This window comes from Pseudomonas oplopanacis (assembly GCF_057128725.1).
In genome coordinates this window covers 61,895-78,099 of the sequence record NZ_JBSKHV010000005.1, presented here as the reverse complement: position 1 = coordinate 78,099, position 16,205 = coordinate 61,895, and the positions used below count along the sequence as shown (strand labels likewise).

Genomic DNA, 16,205 nt, shown 5'->3' with positions numbered 1-16,205 from the left:
GTTTTCATGACAGTTTTGTTTCATTCACGTCTTTAGCTGTGCAATGCTGGCGCCCAGACCGTTAGCCAACTACAGCTAAAGTACAGAACGTAGAAAAACGCGCGGTACCGTCAATTTGCCCCTCTGGGGCGCGACCACCACAGGGGGCCTTTATGCTCACCCTGCTCAATTTGTTATCGGCCGTGGCCTTGTTGATCTGGGGCACACACATCGTCCGAACCGGCATCCTGCGGGTTTACGGCACCAACCTGCGCCATGTGATTGGCCAGAACATGTCCAAACGCTGGCTGGCGTTTATTGCCGGGATCGTGGTGACGGCGATGGTGCAGAGCAGTAACGCCACCGCCATGCTCGTCACTTCGTTTGTCGGTCAGGGCCTGATGGCGCTGACCCCGGCGCTGGCGACCATGCTCGGCGCTGATGTCGGTACGGCGCTGATGGCGCGGGTGCTGACGTTCGATTTGTCATGGCTGTCGCCGTTGCTGATCTTCGTCGGAGTGATTTTCTTCTTGTCACGCAAACAGACGCGGGTTGGGCAGATGGGCCGGGTCTGCATTGGCCTGGGCCTGATCATTCTGGCGCTGCAACTGATCGTCGAAGCCGCCGGGCCGATCACCCATGCGCAAGGGGTGAAGGTGATCTTCGCCTCGCTGACCGGCGACATCCTGCTCGATGCCTTGATCGGCGCGCTGTTCGCAATGGTCTCCTATTCCAGTCTCGCGGCTGTCCTGCTGACCGCGACGTTGGCCGGCGCGAATGTGATCAGCCTGCCCGTGGCCATCGGCCTGGTGATTGGCGCCAACATCGGCAGTGGCGTCCTCGCGTTCCTCAGCACCAGCATGCAGAACGCCGCTGGACGCCAGGTTGCGCTCGGTAGTCTGTTGTACAAGCTGATTGGTTTGCTGCTGATCATCCCGGTGCTGGATCCGCTGGTGCACTGGATGGATAGCCTGGACTTCAGCCCGCAGGAAATGGTCATCGGCTTCCACCTGCTCTACAACACCGCGCGTTGCCTGATCCTGCTGCCGAGCGTGGGGGTGATGGCCCGGTTGTGCGCCTGGCTGCTGCCGGAGCGGCCGGAGGTCAACGGAATGGCCAAACCCCGGCACCTTGACCCGACCGCGCTGGTCACACCGAGCCTGGCGCTGGCGAATGCGGCGCGGGAAACCCTGCGCATGGGCGATCTGATCGACAACATGCTCGAAGCGATGCTCGATGTGCTGCGCGGCAAGCAAACCGCCGTGACCCAGGAAATGCGCCGTTTGACCGATGATGTCGAAGCGCTCTACAGCGCGATCAAGCTCTATCTGGCGCAAATGCCCCGTGAAGACCTCAGCGACCAGGACAGCCGGCGCTGGGCAGAAATCATTGAATTGGCGATCAACCTCAAACTCGCCAGCGACCTGATCGAACGCATGTTGCGTAAGGTTCAGCAGCAGAAAACCTCGCAGCGCCGGTCTTTTTCCGAGGTGGGGCTGGAAGAGTTGGCCGGGCTGCACAGTCAGCTAATCTCCAATCTTCGCTTGGGGTTGTCCGTATTCCTGAGTGCCGACAAGGAAAGTGCCCGCCAGTTGTTGCGGGAAAAACGTCGCTTTCGCGCACAGGAAAGGCGTTTGGCCCATGCCCATGTCAGCCGGTTGCAACGTAAGATTGTGCAAAGTATCGAGACCAGTTCGCTGCACCTGGAGCTGATTGCCGACATGAAACGCTTGAATTCGCTGTTTTGCAGCAGCGCGTATGTGGTGCTGGAGACGTCTGATACGGGAGCGTTGTCGGTCGACGATTTGGCGGACATCACGCATTCGCCTTGAACGTCTGGCTGTGTGGTCAGTCAGTTACATGGGTTCCGGCTTAAAAGCATCGTCGGAATGCCGCCCGGAGCAAGCTCGCGATGGCTGCCCGGAAAGCGACACGGATCTCCAATCAGTCGTATGGAAACTCGTTATGCGTTGTCTGTTGTTCGCGTGTTTGTTGCTCGGTTCACTTCCTTCGTTTGCCCTGGATCGTTTTCAGGTCGAGGGCTATACGCTGCCCAATGGCCTGCAATTGCTGCTCAAGCCGGGCGCTGACCGCGGGCATGTGGCGATTCGTCTGGTGGTCGGGGTTGGCCTGGATGATTTCAATTGCGCCGACAAAGAACTGCCCCATCTGCTCGAACACTTGTTGTTCAGCGGCATCGACGCCACCGGCGAAGGTGGCCTGGAAGAGCGCATGCAGGCGCTGGGTGGTGAGTGGAACGCTTACACCAGCAACGCCGACACCACGTTCGTCATCGAAGCCCCGGCGAAAAACCAGCGCAAGGTCCTCGACCTGTTGCTGGCGCTGCTGACCCAGACCCGCATCGACGACAACGCCATCAACGCCGCCAAGCAAGTGGTCGAGCGTGAAGACGGCGGTCATTACACGCACCTGCAACGTTGGCTGGATCGCCAGGACCTTGGCCATACGGCCAGCAATCAACTGGCGGTGGAGCTGGGCCTCAAATGCCCGCAGCGCGCCGAAGTCGATCACCTGACCCGCGAACAACTGGAGAAGGTGCGCAAGCTCTGGTACGCGCCCAACAACATGACCCTGATCATGGTCGGTGACCTCGACCGGTTGCTGCCGGCCTATCTGGAACGGGCCTGGGGTGAGCTGGTGGCGGTCGACCCGAGCGAACACTTGCCCCTGCCGGAAATTCGCTCCAGTGCCGCTCATGAGCGCACGTTGAGCAGTGGCTTTGTCGGCGATGGTGCCAAGTTGCACTGGCTGGTGCCGGAGCCGGTGCTGGAGGACGAGCACGACGAGACGTTCGACCTGCTCAAGGACTATCTGGACTGGGCGCTGTATCGCCAGATGCGTCTGGTCCATGGCTTGTCCTACGGGCCTTCGGCTGAACGCGAGTTGTTTGGCGGTGTGGGCTTCATGAGCCTGAACGCCGACCTTGAGCGCGATGATGTGCCCCAGGCTGAGCAGGTCCTTGAGGAGTTGAAAGCGCAGTTGCTCAAGGACGGTCTCGACGCCGACACCTTCAACCGTCTCAAGCAGGCGGCCATCGCCCGTCAGGCCTGGGCCGTGCAAGGCAATAGCGCGCTGGCGGATTATTACTGGAGTGCCCTTGGCGACTATGAGGACGGGCGCTTCGCCGATCCGGCGAGGGAACTGCAAGGCGTGACGCTGGAGGAAGCGAACAAGGCGTTGCGTGAGTTGCTGCTGCAGCCTGGGTATCTGCGGATCGAGAAGCCGCTGATGGGTGATGACCAGGTGATGTGGGTGATTGGCGGCGTGTTGGGGTTGTTGATTCTCGGCTTATTGGGCTGGCGCATTCACCGCAGACAGTAACCAGTAACAAGCCCCTGCGGCAGCCAAGGATTTTGTGGTGAGGTGGGCCCCCGGCGGGTAACCTGTCGAGGATATTTCCTACGACGAATGTGAACCGCCGAATGCCGATCCTGACCCAATACGTCCAGCGCATCCTGGAATTGATGAAGCGCTATCCAGGGGTCATTGCGCTCGGTGGTTTCATCTCCGGTGTCGGCAGCTTTATCCTGGTGGATCGCCAACAAGGCCTGGCGACCTGGATCACCATCATCATGGTGCTCAGCTGGGTCTGGCTGATGCTGGAAAACAGCCTCACCCAGCTGTTCACCAAAATCTTCAAGCGCGAGATTCCCCAGCCCCTGTTGCGTTACGCCACGCAGATGATCCACCAGGAAAGCCTGTTCTTCGTCCTGCCGTTCTTTTTCATCACCACCACCTGGAACAGCGGCCAGTTGTTTTTCACCGGGCTGTTGAGCATCGCCGCGCTGATTTCGATCATCGACCCGCTCTACTACAAATGGCTGGCGCCCCGTCGCTGGGCGTTCCTGGCGCTGCATACCCTGACGCTGTTCGCGGCGTTGCTGACCGCCCTGCCCGTCATCATGCACCTCACCACGTCCCAGAGTTTCAAACTGGCGCTGGGGATCGCCGTGCTGCTGTCGTTCCCGAGCCTGGCGTCGATCTTCCCGATCCGCACGGTGCGCAACGCCTTGGCGATCCTGAGTATCACCGTGGGCATCGGCGCCCTCGGTTGGGTCCTGCGTTCGTGGGTGCCGCCGGCGACGTTGTGGATGACTGACGTGGCAATCAGCACGCAAATGCAGGACCGCACCCCCGGCAAAAGCCTGGATGAGGTCACGGCCGAGCAGATTCGTGGCGGCGGGCTGTATGCCTACACCGCGATCAACGCCCCGCGCGGTCTGGACGAGCGGATTTATCACGTGTGGCAGTTCGACGGCAAAGAGGTCGACCGCATCCCGCTGGACATCCACGGCGGACGCAAGGAAGGCTACCGCGCCTGGACCCACAAACAGAATTTCCCGGGCAACCCGGCGGGCAAATGGCAGGTCCGGGTGTTGACCGAAGATGGCCAAGTCATCGGCGTGCTGCGCTTCATCGTCACGGACAGCACACCGACCAAAGAAAAGTAATGCGGTTCGTGCTATTACGTAGTTCTGCGTATTAACCGAACAAGCACGGAGCTTATGACCAGCAGCACAATGGCCGGCAATGCCCAACTGGACGACTCTCACTCCCCTGCTCAGCTGCGGGTGACGGGTGACTGGACGCTTGCCCATTACGCCGATCTCAAGACCTTGTGCGAAAAGCTTCGCGGTCAATACGACGACAATACCCACATCGATCTCAACAGTCTGGGCGCCCTCGACACCGCGGGTGCCTCATTGCTGGTCGAACTGTTGGGGACCGAGCGCCTCGGCCGGTCCGCCGAACACCCCGATTGCACCCTGTCCACCGCCGATCGCGCCCTGTTGCAGACCATCTACCGCTCGATGACTGATTTCTGTGTGCCGATCAAGGAACCGGAAATCAGCGTCAGCATTCAATTGCTGACCCGCATTGGCCGCGCCGTGGATACGGTTTGGCAGGACACCCTGCAACTGTTGGGGTTCGTCGGGCTGATCATCGAAACCATCGCCCGCGGCCTCTTTCAACCCAAGCGTTGGCGCATCACGCCGATGGTCGCGCACATCGAACAAACCGGCCTCGACGCCGCGCCCATCGTCGCCCTGCTGACCTTTTTGGTGGGCGCGGTGGTGGCGTTTCTCGGGGCGACGGTGTTGGCCAGTTTTGGCGCCACGGTATTCACCGTGGACCTGGTGGCCTTTTCCTTCCTCCGCGAATTCGCGGTGCTGTTGACGGCGATCCTGATGGCCGGGCGCACCGCCAGTGCGTTCACCGCGCAGATCGGTTCGATGAAGGCCAACGAAGAAATCGACGCCATCCGCACCCTGGGCCTCGACCCGATGGAGTTGCTGGTGGTGCCGCGTGTCCTGGCGCTGCTGGTCGCCTTACCGATGCTGACCTTTCTGGCGATGCTCTCGGGGATTATTGGCGGCGGAGTGGTCTGTGCGGTGTCGCTGGATATTTCGCCGGCGATGTTCCTCTCGCTGCTGCAATCGGACATCGGGGTTCAGCATTTTCTGGTGGGAATCGTCAAAGCACCGATTTTCGCCTTCCTGATCGCCTCGATTGGCTGCCTTGAAGGTTTCAAAGTCAGCGGCAGCGCGGAGTCGGTCGGTGCACACACCACGTCCAGCGTGGTCCAGTCGATTTTCGTAGTGATCGTGCTCGACGCGGTGGCCGCGCTGTTTTTCATGGAGATGGGCTGGTGAGTCGTTTACCCCGAGCGCCTTCCGAGGCGGTGATCGAAGTCCGTGGGCTGTGCAATCGCTTTGGCAGTCAAAGCGTGCACGAAAACCTCGACCTCGATTTGTACAAAGGTGAAATTCTCGCCGTGGTCGGCGGTTCCGGAAGCGGTAAATCGGTACTGCTGCGCAGCATTGTCGGCCTGCGTCGGCCCAATGAAGGGGACGTGAAGGTCTTCGGTAAAAACCTGCCGACCTTGTCCGAGCAGGAGCGCTCGAAGGTTGAACGGCGTTTCGGCGTGCTGTTCCAGCAAGGCGCCCTGTTCTCGTCGCTGACCGTGACCGAAAACGTGGCCCTGCCCTTGATCGAGCACGCCGGCCTCAGTCGCGAAGACGCCGAGCACCTGGCGGCGGTCAAACTGGCGCTGGCCGGGCTGCCGCTGTCGGCCGCCGACAAGTACCCCGCTTCGCTGTCCGGCGGCATGATCAAGCGGGCGGCGCTGGCCCGTGCGCTGGCGCTGGACCCGGACATCCTGTTTCTCGACGAACCCACCGCCGGCCTCGACCCGATTGGCGCGGCGGCGTTTGATCAATTGATTCTGACCCTGCGCGATGCGCTGGGCCTGAGTGTGTTCCTGGTGACCCACGACCTCGACACGCTCTACACCATCACCGACCGGGTGGCGGTGCTGGCGCAGAAGAAAGTGCTGGTGGCGGACGCCATCGACAAGGTGTCGGAAACCGACGACGCGTGGATTCACGAATATTTCCATGGCCCTCGCGGCCGCGCGGCGCTGACGGCCGCTCAACAGTTGAACGAGGTCTGACATGGAAACCCGAGCCCATCATGTATTGATCGGCCTGTTCACCGTGATTGTGGTGGCGGGCGCCCTGCTCTTCGGCTTGTGGCTGGCCAAGTCCAGCGTCGACACCGAGTTCAAGGATTACGAAGTGGTCTTCAACGAGGCGGTCAGTGGGCTGTCCAAAGGCAGTTCGGTGCAGTACAGCGGGATTAAGGTCGGCGACGTGGTGACCTTGCGCCTGGACCCGAAAGACCCGCGCCGGGTGCTGGCGCGGATTCGTCTGGGCGGTGACACCCCGGTCAAGGAAGACACCCAGGCCAAACTGGCACTGACCGGCGTCACCGGGACCTCGATCATCCAGCTCAGCGGCGGTACGCCACAGAGCCCGGCGCTCAAGGGCAAGGACGGCAACCTGCCGACCATCGTCGCCTCGCCCTCACCCATCGCTCGCCTGCTCAATGACAGCAACGACCTGATGGCCGGCGTGAACACGCTGATGCATAACGCCAACCTGTTGTTCTCCACAGAAAACGTCGACCGCATCAGCAACACCCTGGAGCACCTGGAACAAACCACTGGGGCGATTGCCGATCAGCGCGGCGATATCCGTCAGGCGATGCAGCAACTGGCGTCCGTGGGCAAGCAAGCCAACAACATGCTGGAGCAGACCACGGCGCTGATGCGCAATGCCAACGGCCTGCTCAATGATCATGGCAAGGACGCGTTGGGCAGCGCCGAGCAGGCGATGAAGTCGCTGCAGCAGAGCACCGCGACGATCAACAAGTTGCTCGCTACCAATCAGGATTCGCTCAACAGCGGCATGCAGGGCCTCAATGGCCTGGCCCCGGCGGTTCGCGAGCTGCGTGAAACCCTGACCTCGTTGCGCGCCATCTCACAACGCCTCGAAGAAAACCCCAGTGGTTACCTGTTGGGCAGTGACAAGAACAAGGAATTCACGCCATGAAGCTGACTCGTATCGCCCTCCTCGCCGGCTTCACGCTGATCAGTTCGTGCTCGATCCTGCCCAAGCCCGAGCCGTTCGATGTTTATCGATTGCCGTCGACCCAGAGCCACGCGTCGGCCAGTCATGGCACGCCGCAACGCTGGTCGCTGCGTCTGACCAAGTTCCAGGCCAGTGATGTGTTGAAGAGCCCGAACATCGCAGTGATTCCCCAAGGCGATGTGATCAGCAGCTACAAGGGCTCGCGTTGGAGCGATCCGGCACCGGTGCTGCTGCGTAATCGTCTGTTGGATGGTTTTCAGCAGGATGGTCGGGTGCCGCTGTTGAGCACCGATGACAGCATTTTCCAGACAGATCTGGAGCTGGGTGGGCATTTGCAAGCGTTTCAGACGGAGTATCAAGGCACGACCGCCACTGTGGTCGTAAGCCTGGATGCCTTGCTGGTGCGCAGCTATGACCAGCACATCCTCGCCAGCCGTCGCTTCGAAGTGCGCCAGCCACTGAGCGATGTGAAAGTCCCCGCAGTGGTCGCCGGGTTTGGCCAGGCAAGCGACCAATTGACGGCGCAGGTGGTGAATTGGGCGGTTGAGCAAGGGCAGAAAGTCGAGCTGCCAGCAAGACCTTAAAGCCAATACACAACCAAATGTGGGAGCGAGCCTGCTCGCGAAGGGGGCCGCACATTCAACATCTATGTTGATTGGCACACCACTTTCGCGAGCAGGCTCGCTCCCACAGGGGTTCTGTAGTTAACCGAAGAACCAGTAGCAAACCCCGATGGCGCCCAGTACGCCGGCCAGTTCTGCCAGCAACGCACACCCCACCGCATGCCGCGCGCGCTGGATGCCCACCGCACCAAAGTACACCGCCAACACGTAGAACGTGGTTTCAGTACTGCCCTGGACCGTGGCCGCCACCAACGCCGGGAAACTGTCTACGCCGGATGTTTTCATGGTTTCGATCAGCATCGCCCTTGCGGCGCTGCCGGAGAATGGTTTGACCATCGCCGTCGGCAACGCGTCGACGAAGCGCGTGTCCCAACCGGCCCACTCCACCAGATGCCGAATCCCGTCCAGGCCAAAGTCCAGCGCGCCGGACGCCCGCAGTACGCCCACCGCACAGAGCATCGCCACCAGGTACGGCAGCAGGTTCTTGGCCACGTCGAAACCTTCTTTGGCGCCTTCGACGAATGCTTCGTAGACCTTAACTTTGCGCAGCGCGCCGATGATCAGAAACAGCATGATCAGCCCGAACAGCGTCAGGTTGCCGAGGATCGATGAAAGGCCGGCCAGAGCGGTGGCTGAGAGCGTCGCCAGCAGCGCCATGAAGCCACCGAGGGCGAGGGCACCGGGAATCAGGTACGCCAGCACCACGGGGTCCCAGATGCGCAGGCGCTGCATGAACGCAACCGACAGGAAACCGACGATGGTCGAGCAACTGGTGGCGAGCAGGATCGGCAGGAACACCAGCGTCGGGTCCGGCGCGCCTTGCTGGGCGCGGTACATGAAGATCGTCACCGGCAGCAGGGTCAGGGAGGAGGCGTTAAGCACCAGGAACAGGATCTGCGCGTTGCTGGCGATCGTTGCACTGGGGTTGAGTTCTTGCAGCGCCTTCATCGCCTTGAGGCCGATCGGTGTGGCGGCGTTGTCCAGGCCCAGGCCGTTGGCGGCGAAGTTCAGGGTGATCAGGCCGATGGCTGGGTGGCCCGCCGGTACTTCCGGCATCAGGCGCAGGAACAGTGGACCCAAGGCTTTGGCCAGCCATTCGACAATCCCGGCTTTCTCGGCGATGCGCAAAAAGCCCAGCCACAGGGTCAGGGTGCCGAACAGCAGGACCATGACTTCGACCGACAGCTTGGCCATGGCGAAAATACTCTCCACCATCGCCGCGAAGATCCCGGCGTTGCCACCGATCAGCCATTGCGCCAGCGCCGAAACGGCAGCCACGATGAAGAAGCCAAGCCACAGGCCATTAAGCATCAGTCAAATCCCCCAGAATATGCGGCGAATGATAGCGGGGTAGCCAGAAACGACAAACCCCGGATTTCTCCGGGGTTTGTTTAGCACGAAGGACGCGCTCCCTTGTGGGAGCGAGCCTGCTCGCGAAGAGGCCAGTCAGTTCAACATCTTCGTTGTCTGACACACCGCTTTCGCGAGCAGGCTCGCTCCCACAGGGTTTACGGCGTCAGTTCTTGGAAACTTCGCCAGCCGGCAGTTTTTCCTTGCTGCGCCAGTGCGGCAGGGAGTTCCAGTAGCGCTGCCCCTTGGCGTCGTCGTACATGCCTTCCCAGCGCGAGATGACCAGCACGGCCAGCGCGTTACCGATCACGTTCAATGCGGTACGGGCCATGTCCATGATGCGGTCGACACCGGCGATGAACGCCAGGCCTTCCAACGGAATACCGACGCTGCCCAACGTAGCCAGCAGCACCACGAAGGAAACGCCCGGTACACCGGCGATGCCTTTGGAGGTGACCATCAGGGTCAGCACCAGCAGCAATTGCTGGCTGATCGACAGGTCGATGCCGTACAGCTGGGCAATGAAGATCGCCGCGATGCTCTGGTACAGGGTCGAACCGTCGAGGTTGAACGAGTAACCGGTCGGCACCACGAAGCTGCAAATGGCTTTCGGCGCGCCGTAGGCTTCCATCTTCTCGATCACGCGCGGCAGCACGGTTTCGGAGCTGGCGGTGGAGTAGGCCAGTACCAGCTCATCCTTGAAGATGCGCATCAGCTTGATCACCGAGAAGCCGAACAGGCGGGCAATCAGGCCCAGCACCACGAAGGCGAAGAAGGCGATGGCGAAGTACACCAGCACCACCAGCTTGGCCAGCGGCAGCAGGGAAGCGAAGCCGAAGTTGGCCACGGTCACCGCGATCAGGGCAAACACGCCGATAGGCGCGTAGTTCATGATCATGTGAGTGACTTTGAACATGCTTTCCGAGACGCCCTGGAACATCTTCACCAGCGGCTCGCGCAGGTCCGATTGCAGGCTCGACAGACCGAGGCCGAACAATACGGAGAAGAAGATGATCGGCAGCATCTCGCCGCGGGCCATGGCCGCGAAGATGTTCGACGGGATCAGGTTGAGGATGGTTTCGATGAACGCGTGTTCATGCTGAACCTCGGCGGCAGTGGCCTGGTACTTGGAAATATCCACGGTACCGAGGGTGCTCATGTCGATGCCGGTGCCCGGATGGACCACGTTGGCCAACACCAGACCGACCAGGATGGCGATGGTGGTGACGATCTCGAAATAGATGATGGTCTTCAGACCGATGCGCCCGAGTTTCTTGGCGTCGCCGACGCCAGCGATGCCGACGACCAGCGAAGAGATCACGATCGGGATCACGATCATCTTGATCAGACGGATAAAGATATCGCCTGCCGGTTGCAGGACGTTGCTGATCCACCAGGCTTTTTCGGCACTGAAATGGTTGAGCAGCGCACCGATTGCAATCCCCAATACCAGACCGATGAGGATCTGCCAGGCGAGGCTAAGCTTTGCCTTCTTCATATCATTACCCTTACTTGCGTTTGACTCAGGCAGACGCAGTCACTGGTTCGCTTGTGGCGAAAAGTGTATGCATTTGCCCCCGTATAAGGAGCCCCGGAGCGCTTGTTAGTGGCTCTCTGGCAGGCGAAAAAAGGCGCAACTATTCCGATGCAAGGAAGCGACGTCTAATGCCGTAAACGCCTACCCTATGCCGAATCGGCATGAGCTTTTCCAAATGAAACTGGCGTCCCAACCGGTTCGAATACGCCATTTCGGCAGCTATAAGTGCCGTGAACCGGCCATTTCAGAGGTGGTTGGTTAATTTTTAAGTGGGGGATTCAGGGTTAAAACTTCAGAAAAAACCTACGTTTAGCTGCAAAAAATCGCAGTCATTTGCAGACGGCTTTCTCGATATGCGGTCGCGAAGAAACACCGCGAAATGTTTTTGCGGAGATTTAACGGAAGTGGCATAGGAGTAAATCAGCGATGCGTTCTGGAACGCAGCTTTTGCGAATGAAGCTCTCCGCAAATTCGTCGAGTCCTGTGACCCGGCGAATTTGCGTCGCAGCTTTTGCCTGACCCGGCCCTTGCGCAGGTACTCCCTGTACCCGTAGGTCACTCCGACCCTGCAACAGTCAGAACGTCCCGGCCCCTTGGTCATGCGGCTACCTTCATCGGGTAGCGCAGTAGAGAGAAGCAGAGTGCTTCTTTCATATGACAAATTCAGTACCAATGCGGATCTTTTTTCAGCTGTTCCATCAACAGGTCCTGCATGCCTTGGTCCGGTTTGCCGAGGAAGCGGTAGCTGGCATGTCGCGTGGGCGACTTGTCGGCCGGCAGTCCTGCGGGCACTTCGACCAGCATGGCGTAGGCATCTTCCTTGTCGAAACTGAAAGCCACGATCAGGCGTTCGTTCAGGCAGGTGGGCTGTGTTTCACACAACGGCCCGACCAGATACTTGTGGCCATCTTCCTCAACAGCATTCATTTGCTCGGCATCGCCAGACAGGTTCATCACCCATTCCGGCAGGCGTTCTTCCTTCTTCACCACGCCTTGCCACGTTTCACGGTATTGCGGGTCGGTGGTAAGCAACCCATTGGCCCGCATTTGGCCGTCATTGGCCGCCATTGCCATGGCACTACCGCCCAAAAGCAGGGCGGCTGCCAGTGTCTTGTACAAAACGCTCATGTTCAGCCTCGGCCACGACGGCCAAAGAAGAAGGAAGCAATGAACATCACCAGGAACACGACAAAGAGAATCTTGGCGATACCCGTGGCGGTGCCCGCGATACCACCGAAGCCCAGTACTGCAGCGATGATGGCAATGATCAAGAAGGTGATTGCCCAGCTCAACATGGTGATTCTCCTTACGCTTCATTATTTAGAGGTGTCGCTTGTGGTGCTTGTGTCCCGGCGCAGACCGCACGCCAAGTTCGATTACCTAGAACACCCAGCGCTCCTGACGAGGCATCTCGTCCAGAGGCTGCGCCTGGTCGACGTCCATCATCCGCATCGGGGTGAGGTCGGCCTGACTGCTGCTGACGGCGCTGAAGTGGGTTTGGGCTGCATGTTGAATCGATACGTGCGGCGCCTCTGGCTGCTGGCTCTGCTCCCAACGCACGAACTGTTGGCCGGCGATCAACGTGATCAGCAATGCCAGAACAGCAAACAAGCCTTGCTGGGTATGCAGTGGCGAGATTCGCAGTTGGGCGGCACGGTAGCGATTCATCCTGAAGCTCCTCCCACTTTGGTGGTGATCTTGTTGGTGGGCATAGAGGTAAATGCCCTGATTACCCAGACCATTGCAGCCTGCATGCCAGTTTTTTTGCGCAAATAAAACTTATCAAAATCAATAGGTTAAGAAGTTTATGAAAATCGATTGCGACGCATCCTGCACGATGACCCCTCCAGGGTCGTGCGAAATGCACGATAGATTTCCAGGCACTTTGAATATTTTTGAATTGAGCGACAGACGCAGGTGTCAGAAAGGGAGGCGGGTAACCGCCTAAAATCCGGTGTTTTAATAAAAAACCATGAAAATCAGCGGATTAGGCAGGCCGGCCTTAGATAGCTACCCTGCCAGTGCTGGAATGGATCAGAATCGACCATGCAACTTGCCCGATTTATCCGGGACTAACCAAGATCAATCATTAAAGGAGCGCAGGAACATGGAATCAGCCACGGTGCATCAAGGCCGCATTCTGTTGGTAGACGATGAGTCAGCTATCCTGCGAACCTTCCGCTATTGCCTCGAAGACGAGGGCTACAGCGTCTCTACCGCGAACAGCGCCGCTCAGGCCGATGCCTTGTTGCAGCGCCAGGTATTCGACCTGTGCTTTCTGGATCTGCGCCTGGGCGAGGACAATGGCCTGGATGTGTTGGCGCAGATGCGTATTCAGGCGCCGTGGATGCGTGTGGTGATCGTCACCGCGCACTCAGCCGTAGACACTGCGGTCGATGCGATTCAGGCGGGCGCCGCCGATTACCTCGTCAAGCCCTGCAGCCCTGATCAATTGCGCCTGGCCACCGCCAAGCAGCTGGAAGTGCGGCAATTGTCCGCTCGCCTGGAAGCCCTTGAAGGTGAAGTGCGCAAACCCAAGGATGGCCTGGACTCCCACAGCCCGGCGATGAAAGTGGTGCTCGAAACCGCCCGCCAGGTGGCCGGGACCGATGCCAACATTCTTATCCTGGGTGAGTCCGGCACCGGTAAAGGTGAGCTGTCCCAGGCGATTCACGGCTGGAGCAAGCGTCAGAAGAAGTCCTGCGTCACGATCAACTGCCCGTCCCTGACCGCCGAACTGATGGAAAGCGAACTGTTCGGTCACAGCCGTGGCGCGTTTACCGGTGCCAGCGAAAGTACATTGGGCCGGGTCAACCAGGCCGATGGCGGCACGCTGTTTCTCGACGAGATCGGCGATTTTCCGCTGACATTGCAGCCCAAGTTGCTGCGGTTCATTCAAGACAAGGAATACGAGCGGGTAGGGGATCCAGTGACCCGCCGCGCCGATGTACGCATTCTCGCGGCGACTAACCTGAACCTTGAAGACATGGTGCGCGACGGCCGCTTCCGCGAAGACTTGCTCTATCGCCTGAACGTCATCACGTTGCACTTGCCGCCGCTGCGCGAACGCCGTGAAGACATCCTGAACCTGGCCGACCGTTTCCTCGCTCGCTTCGTCAAGGAGTACGCGCGCCCGGCCCGGGCCTTCAGCGATGAGGCCCGCGAAGCGCTGCTGGGTTATCGCTGGCCCGGCAACATCCGCGAACTGCGTAACGTGGTGGAGCGGGCGAGCATTATCTGTCCACAGGAACGGGTCGAGATCAGCCATTTGGGCATGGCTGAAACCCCAATCAACAACGCGCCGCGCATTGGCGCCGCGTTGAGCCTGGACGAACTGGAAAAAGCTCACATCGGTGCAGTACTCGCCACGGCGGATACACTGGATCAAGCGGCCAAGACCCTGGGCATTGATGCCTCGACCCTGTACCGCAAACGCAAGCAATACAACTTGTGAGCTGCCACCGATGAAATTGGCGATGAAGCTGCGTACTCGGCTGTTCCTGAGTATTTCTGCACTGATCACCGTGGCACTGCTCGGGCTCTTGCTCGGGCTGGTCAGCGTGATGCAGATGGCCGGCTCCCAGGAAGCGCTCGTTCGCAACAACTTCGTCACGCTCGATCTGGGGCTGAAACTACGCCAGACCCTCGGCGATCAGTTGATGATCATGGTCAACGAAAAGCCTGATCCCGCCGGGTTCGAGGCGTCCAGGCAACGCTACCTGCAGTTGCTCGATGAAGGCATCGCCCTTGAGCAATCAGGCAATGGCGGTCAGTACGGGTTCAAACAGGCCAAGGTTGATTATCTGGAGTTTGTTCAAGCCTACGGCCAGGCCACTGAGCCCACCAAGGTACTGAGTGGCAGCGAAGCCCTCACGGAAAAATTCAACACCTTGCGCAACGGTCTTCTGTCAGAGCACAAGCGGGCGCTGGATGACATCAATAGCACCGAACGCCAGTCCCGGGAGCGCGCGTTGCTGGTGGCGGGCTTGCTTGGTCTGGTGGGATTGGCGGTGCTGATCATCGGGTTCGTGACGGCACACGCGATTGCCCGGCGCTTTGGCGGACCGATCGAAGCCTTGGCGCAAGCCGCCGATAATATTGGCCAGGGCAATTTCGAGGTGACCCTGCCGGTGTCGTCCGCCGTGGAATTGAACCTGCTGACCAAGCGCTTCGGGATCATGGCCGAGGCATTGCGTGAGCATCAGGCCACCAACATCGATGAACTGCTCGCCGGTCAACAACGCCTGCAAGCCGTGCTCGACAGTATCGACGACGGCTTGTTGATGATCGATCGCGACGGCCATCTCGAGCACCTCAATCCGGTGGCTCAGCGCCAGTTGGGTTGGGACACCGATCGGCTTGGCCAAGGGCTGGGCGCGGCGCTTGAACGTCCCGAGCTGGATGAACAGCTGCAACTGGTGCTGCGCGGCGGCACGCTGGAGCGTGCGCCGGAAGACCTGAGTATCGAGGTCGATGGTGAATCGAGATTGCTGACCTACAGCTTGACACCGGTTATCCATACTCAAGGGCACATCCTCGGGGCGGTCATGGTGTTGCATGACGTGACCGAACAGCGGGCGTTCGAACGGGTGCGCAGCGAGTTTGTCTTGCGCGCTTCTCATGAATTGCGCACGCCGGTGACCGGCATGCACATGGCGTTCGGTCTGTTCCGTGAGCGGGCGAAATTTCCACAAGACTCCCGCGAAGCTGACCTGCTGGATACGGTCAATGAAGAAATGCAGCGCTTGATGCAGTTGATCAACGACCTGCTGAATTTCTCTCGCTACCAGAACGGTTTGCAGAAACTGACCCTGGCCCCATGCTCGATCGAGGATCTGTTGGCGCAGGCCCATGCCCGTTTCGCCGACACGGCGACCGAGCAGGGCATCGAATTGCGCATAGAGGTGCAAGGGCCGTTGCCCCGATTGCAGGCCGATCAACCGCAGCTGGACCGGGTGCTCGACAACTTGATCGACAATGCTTTGCGCCATACCGCACGGGAAGGGCTGATCCGGTTGCAGGCCCGGCGTCATGGCGAGCGGGTGATTATCAGTGTCGAGGATAACGGCGAAGGGATTGCCTATGGCCAGCAAGGGCGAATCTTCGAGCCCTTTGTCCAGGTCGGCCGCAAGAAGGGCGGCGCCGGACTTGGCCTGGCGTTGTGCAAGGAAATCGTGCAATTGCACGGCGGGCGGATGGGCGTCTATTCGCGGCCGGGGCAGGGTACGCAGTTCTACATGGCGCTGGCAGTGTAAGGCGCTG

General features: G+C 59.8%; 14 protein-coding genes. 9 read left to right on the top strand and 5 right to left on the bottom strand.

Annotated features, from left to right (window positions below):
• Positions 1 to 152 precede the first annotated feature (152 nt).
• The 7 genes from ACWKV5_RS12675 to ACWKV5_RS12645 all read left to right on the top strand — a co-directional run bounded on the left by ACWKV5_RS12675 (position 153) and on the right by ACWKV5_RS12645 (position 8,017).
• Positions 153 to 1,811: a Na/Pi cotransporter family protein gene (locus ACWKV5_RS12675; protein ID WP_483841516.1), complete on the top strand. Its 1,659-nt coding sequence runs from the start codon at positions 153 to 155 to the stop codon at positions 1,809 to 1,811.
• A 133-nt stretch (positions 1,812 to 1,944) separates the two neighbouring features.
• Entirely contained in the window at positions 1,945 to 3,321 is a 1,377-nt protein-coding gene (locus tag ACWKV5_RS12670) for a M16 family metallopeptidase (protein ID WP_483841515.1), read from the top strand.
• Positions 3,322 to 3,422: 101 nt separating this feature from the next.
• Positions 3,423 to 4,451 (top strand): DUF5924 family protein, encoded by a 1,029-nt coding sequence (locus ACWKV5_RS12665; RefSeq protein ID WP_483841514.1) that lies wholly within the window; start codon positions 3,423 to 3,425, stop codon positions 4,449 to 4,451.
• 54 nt (positions 4,452 to 4,505) lie between these two features.
• Positions 4,506 to 5,654 carry an ABC transporter permease gene (locus tag ACWKV5_RS12660; RefSeq protein WP_483841513.1) on the top strand — a complete coding sequence of 383 codons (1,149 nt, stop codon included), beginning with the start codon at positions 4,506 to 4,508 and terminating at the stop codon, positions 5,652 to 5,654.
• Positions 5,651 to 6,454 (top strand): ABC transporter ATP-binding protein, encoded by an 804-nt coding sequence (locus tag ACWKV5_RS12655; RefSeq protein ID WP_140665362.1) that lies wholly within the window; start codon positions 5,651 to 5,653, stop codon positions 6,452 to 6,454. Before ACWKV5_RS12660 ends, ACWKV5_RS12655 begins: the two co-directional genes overlap by 4 nt.
• Position 6,455: 1 nt before the next feature.
• The gene (locus ACWKV5_RS12650; RefSeq protein ID WP_483841512.1) at positions 6,456 to 7,394 is read left to right on the top strand and encodes an MlaD family protein; all 939 of its coding nucleotides are present in this window, start codon (positions 6,456 to 6,458) and stop codon (positions 7,392 to 7,394) included.
• Positions 7,391 to 8,017: an ABC-type transport auxiliary lipoprotein family protein gene (locus ACWKV5_RS12645; RefSeq protein WP_483841511.1), complete on the top strand. Its 627-nt coding sequence runs from the start codon at positions 7,391 to 7,393 to the stop codon at positions 8,015 to 8,017. Before ACWKV5_RS12650 ends, ACWKV5_RS12645 begins: the two co-directional genes overlap by 4 nt.
• Positions 8,018 to 8,137: 120 nt before the next feature.
• Here the strand turns inward: ACWKV5_RS12645 and ACWKV5_RS12640 are convergent, their stop codons facing one another.
• The 5 genes from ACWKV5_RS12640 to ACWKV5_RS12620 all read right to left on the bottom strand — a co-directional run bounded on the left by ACWKV5_RS12640 (position 8,138) and on the right by ACWKV5_RS12620 (position 12,611).
• Entirely contained in the window at positions 8,138 to 9,367 is a 1,230-nt protein-coding gene (locus ACWKV5_RS12640; protein ID WP_483841510.1) for a nucleoside recognition domain-containing protein, read from the bottom strand.
• 205 nt (positions 9,368 to 9,572) lie between these two features.
• Positions 9,573 to 10,904, bottom strand: a complete 1,332-nt coding sequence (gene gltP, locus ACWKV5_RS12635; protein WP_027926163.1) for a glutamate/aspartate:proton symporter GltP — start codon at positions 10,902 to 10,904, stop codon at positions 9,573 to 9,575.
• A gap of 702 nt (positions 10,905 to 11,606) precedes the next feature.
• Complete coding sequence (locus ACWKV5_RS12630) at positions 11,607 to 12,071, bottom strand: inhibitor of vertebrate lysozyme family protein (RefSeq protein WP_483841509.1); 465 nt, start codon at positions 12,069 to 12,071, stop codon at positions 11,607 to 11,609.
• Between the two features lie 2 nt (positions 12,072 to 12,073).
• Positions 12,074 to 12,238, bottom strand: coding sequence for a DUF1328 domain-containing protein (locus ACWKV5_RS12625; protein ID WP_003177151.1), 165 nt, complete (start codon positions 12,236 to 12,238; stop codon positions 12,074 to 12,076).
• Positions 12,239 to 12,323: 85 nt separating this feature from the next.
• Entirely contained in the window at positions 12,324 to 12,611 is a 288-nt protein-coding gene (locus ACWKV5_RS12620; protein ID WP_483841508.1) for a hypothetical protein, read from the bottom strand.
• Positions 12,612 to 13,050: 439 nt separating this feature from the next.
• On the opposite strand from ACWKV5_RS12620, the gene algB reads away from it, so the two are divergent.
• Positions 13,051 to 14,397, top strand: coding sequence for a sigma-54-dependent response regulator transcription factor AlgB (algB, locus tag ACWKV5_RS12615; protein ID WP_123433277.1), 1,347 nt, complete (start codon positions 13,051 to 13,053; stop codon positions 14,395 to 14,397).
• A gap of 10 nt (positions 14,398 to 14,407) precedes the next feature.
• Positions 14,408 to 16,198: an ATP-binding protein gene (locus tag ACWKV5_RS12610; RefSeq protein ID WP_483841507.1), complete on the top strand. Its 1,791-nt coding sequence runs from the start codon at positions 14,408 to 14,410 to the stop codon at positions 16,196 to 16,198.
• Positions 16,199 to 16,205: the final 7 nt, after the last annotated feature.